General features: G+C 59.6%; 1 protein-coding gene and 2 pseudogenes. All 3 read left to right on the top strand.

Annotated features, from left to right (window positions below):
- Positions 1–2,188, top strand: a pseudogene (locus NTD85_RS15255) (hypothetical protein); the annotation flags it as partial.
- Positions 2,189–2,267: 79 nt separating this feature from the next.
- Positions 2,268–3,224 (top strand): hypothetical protein, encoded by a 957-nt coding sequence (locus NTD85_RS15250; RefSeq protein ID WP_103486721.1) that lies wholly within the window; start codon positions 2,268–2,270, stop codon positions 3,222–3,224.
- A 47-nt stretch (positions 3,225–3,271) separates the two neighbouring features.
- A pseudogene (locus NTD85_RS15245) lies at positions 3,272–3,499 on the top strand (hypothetical protein); the annotation flags it as partial.

The raw sequence follows: 3,499 nt of genomic DNA, 5'->3' as shown, positions 1-3,499 counted from the left end.
AGAAGAGACCAGCCTTTCGAATCCATTGGTGTTTACTGTGGGTGAGGCACAACAGCAACTGTTGGAGCCGGCAAAAGTCGACAAAACGGTGGATAACGTACTCGACCCGAACGAAGCGAAAGACGGCGCTCTGGTTTTGATTCCCGCCAACCGCGATGAGAATGCCGGCGATCACTTCTACATGAATTGGCGCACCGAGGATGGAAGCGTCGATGAGAAGTACAACAAACCCATCAGCGGCAACAACCAGGGCAAAGTGGTGGAATTTCTGGTGCTTGCAGACATTGTGCTGGCGAGCCTGGACAAGACCGTCATCATCACCTACTACGTCGAGTTGTTCGAAGGCGGCGACGACGCCGTCGGTGAGGAATACCGGTTTCTCGTGAAAGCCTCTCCGGCCTTCAAACTGCCGGTGGCCACCTTCAAGGAGGCCACCGGCCCGCAAAAGGACCAGATCAACCCGGATGATGTTTTCCCCCTTGGTGCCACAGCGGTTATTCCTGCCACAGCTGACCTGAAGACCGATGACGTGGTGCGCGTGACCGCGGTGGGTAAAACGGCAAACCAAAAATCGCACACGGTGCTATCAGACGAGGCCGGAAAACAGCTCGAAAAAATCAAGATAGACCACACCTTCATCGTCGAACAGCTCGATGGCAGCGTTGCCTTGAGCTATACCGTCGAGCGCAAGGCGGGTGGCACCGATGGCCCGTCTGACCCGACCGTTTACGATGTACGCAGAGCGGTTGGCTCTGGCCAGTTGAAAGTCATGGGCGCTCGCTACAACCGCAGCACCTACAGGGCTTCCGGTGCCTGGCGGGTATTGAGTGCGTTCAATGCCAGCACCGGTCGCCCCGTGCAGGCCGAATGGAAATATCCCGAGGACAGCCAATGGACGACAGGCAGCACCTGGTATGACACTCATCCGGAGCAGCCGCTGCAAGTGCGCACTTCGGACGACGCACTGACCCTGAACCCGGCGAACATCTTCGGCAATGGTAACGACCTGACAGTTAACGGCCAGTCAGCATACGTTGCGCATCGCGATGTCGGAAATATCCTGGGATGGGGTCTTGCTGCCTACGGGGCAACGATTCCCTCGACCATCATCACCATGGACGACATTGTCGAGGTGAGTTGCACACGCAGCGCCTATGCCGCGCGACGCGCCAACAGTGCGGTCGTGGTCTGGGGGACCGCTGCAGAAGGTGGCAGCATGGGGGGTGTTTCACCGCTGGACTTCAAACAGGTGGTGGGCAACTCCGTCGCCTTCGCGGGCTTGAAGACGACAGGGCAAGTGGTGGCATGGGGCAGCGCTGCAAATGGTGGCACCGTACCGGAAGCCATCAGCATATTGAGAGACATTACCCACATTTTCTCTGCCGGACAGGCGTTTGCCGCGTTGCGTAGCACCGGCCACGTGGTGGCATGGGGGCTGGCAGCCAATGGCGGAGTCGTGCCGGGCGAATTTGACGGGATCGATGATATCAGGACAGTGCTCGGCAGCCACGGGGCCTTCGCCGCACACCGGCGTAACGGGCGGATTGTCGGTTGGGGCAACGCTACCTATGGCGGCACTGTGCCTGAGGCCATCGCAACCCTGTCCGACGTCATCGAGTTGAGTTGCGCCAACGCCCAGGCATTTGCCGTGCTACGTGCGACAGGTCAAGTCGCAGTATGGGGAACAGCCGAGTATGGCGGCGTCATCGATGATTTGATCAAAGGGCTAACGGATATTGTTGCAGTCTGCTCCACCTGGCGCGCTTTCGCCGCCCTGCGCGGCAACGGACACGTCGTGGCATGGGGCAGGCCATTAGAAGGTGGCTCCGTGCCGACCGACATCGCCACTCTGGATGACATTGTCCAGATATGTGGGTCTTCGCAGGCTTTCGCAGCACTGCGCAAGAACGGCACGGTGGTCGCGTGGGGCGATAAAACGGTCGGCGGCGATACAACGCCTGTCGTCGATCAACTGACCAATGTGGTGGCCCTTTACAGCAACACCACCGGTTTCACCGCCCTCACCTCCGACGGCCGTGTTGTGACCTGGGGCGTAGCGGGTGGCGGCGGCGACAGCAGCGCTGTGCAAGACCAACTGAGGGGCAAGGTCTCGTACCTGGCCACCCCGGCATCACGAGGGCTGGCATTGAAAGCCAGTCAGCGGGCATTGCTCGACACCCCACGGTAACCCCGTTCTCAGCGTTTTTTCCACCCACGATGCCGGCGCTCCCACGGGAGCACCGGCATCCAGATCCATAGGTGAAACCATGTCTGACAAAGCGCCCTTACACAAAGCTCCCTCAGTGGACGAAGCTCCAGGCGGGGTACTGGATCCTGCACTTATTCCTGCCACAGGCGCCACGGTGCGCATCACACCCTACGACGATATGGCGCACCTTGACCGGGTCTTCCTGTTTGTCGGCGATCACTACACCGACTTTATCCCCATCAGCCAAAGCGCAGTGGGCAATGATGTGGAGTTCTCTGTTCCAGCCAAAGAATTCATTGCCAACAGCGACAACATCTTGCCCATTCGCTACGAGTTGCAGCGCGCGGCGGGCACGAATAAAAACAAGAACAAGAAGAGCAAGAAGCAGGTGGCGCAAGCCGCACGGGAGGAATCACTGATCCTGGAGCTGCTGCTCAAGGCGCCTTTCGAAAGCGCAGCAACCCTGGACCTGAGCGCTGAAAACTACGTGGCCTCGGTCCTCAAGCCGCCCAAGGAAACGCCTGCTTTTATACGCATGACCCGAGAAGCCAACTGGGGCACGGCACCCTACGTGTACAGCTGCGATGATGTAGCCATTGCGACCGTGCATCCAGCGTCCGGCGAGGTCACGGCGGTGCGCAATGGAACGTGCAGGATCACGGCGACCGATACCCAGGGCCAGAGCCAGCGTTACCCGCTGACGATCAAGGGCATTCTGGAGCTGCACTTCCTCACTGAAAGCGCTCACTGGGAGGGCATGAAGGTCCTGTGCATGGCAGCCAGAGTGCAGCCGGTCACACTCGCCCAGATCAAACGCCTTTGGTCACTGTATTACCCCAGCAGTGGTCAGGTGGCCGTATACCTTGGCTGGCTGGATTACCCGGTCTGGACCGGGGACGAACTGGGTGCGGGGACGGCCTGGGCTTATGACCTGAACGGTACAGACGTCAATAAAAATGCCGTCGGTCATGACACCAACACCTTTCATCAGGCCGTCGGTATCAAACGCGCCTGAAGTCAGCCCGCAGGGACGACGATGATCTGATCATCAAGGACAGCACCATGCCATTGAACACAGCGCTGCTGATTGCCCTTTGGCTATTCGGCACCCTCGCCTTCGCCGCCACCGGCCCGGAGGTGGCCAAGCTGCTCAATACGCGCTATCAGAACACCACGGCCGAATGCGTGGGCGAGCATCCTGCGTACTTTTGCAGCGGCGTACTGCTGCGCGGCAGCGCCGAGGTGGGCGAGTTCTGGAAGCACGACGCAACCGCTACCCAGCTCGGCGCG

The organism is Pseudomonas sp. 13B_3.2_Bac1, from assembly GCF_025466205.1.
GTDB lineage: Bacteria > Pseudomonadota > Gammaproteobacteria > Pseudomonadales > Pseudomonadaceae > Aquipseudomonas > Aquipseudomonas fluorescens_H.
The sequence above is the reverse complement of the archived record's forward strand: the minus strand, read 5'-3'. Positions and strand labels throughout refer to the sequence as shown.

What these genes read in the sequence shown, in the direction of transcription:
- NTD85_RS15250 (WP_103486721.1), top strand. Translation starts at nt 2,268, where the DNA reads ATGTCTGACAAAGCGCCCTTACACAAAGCTCCCTCAGTGGACGAAGCT.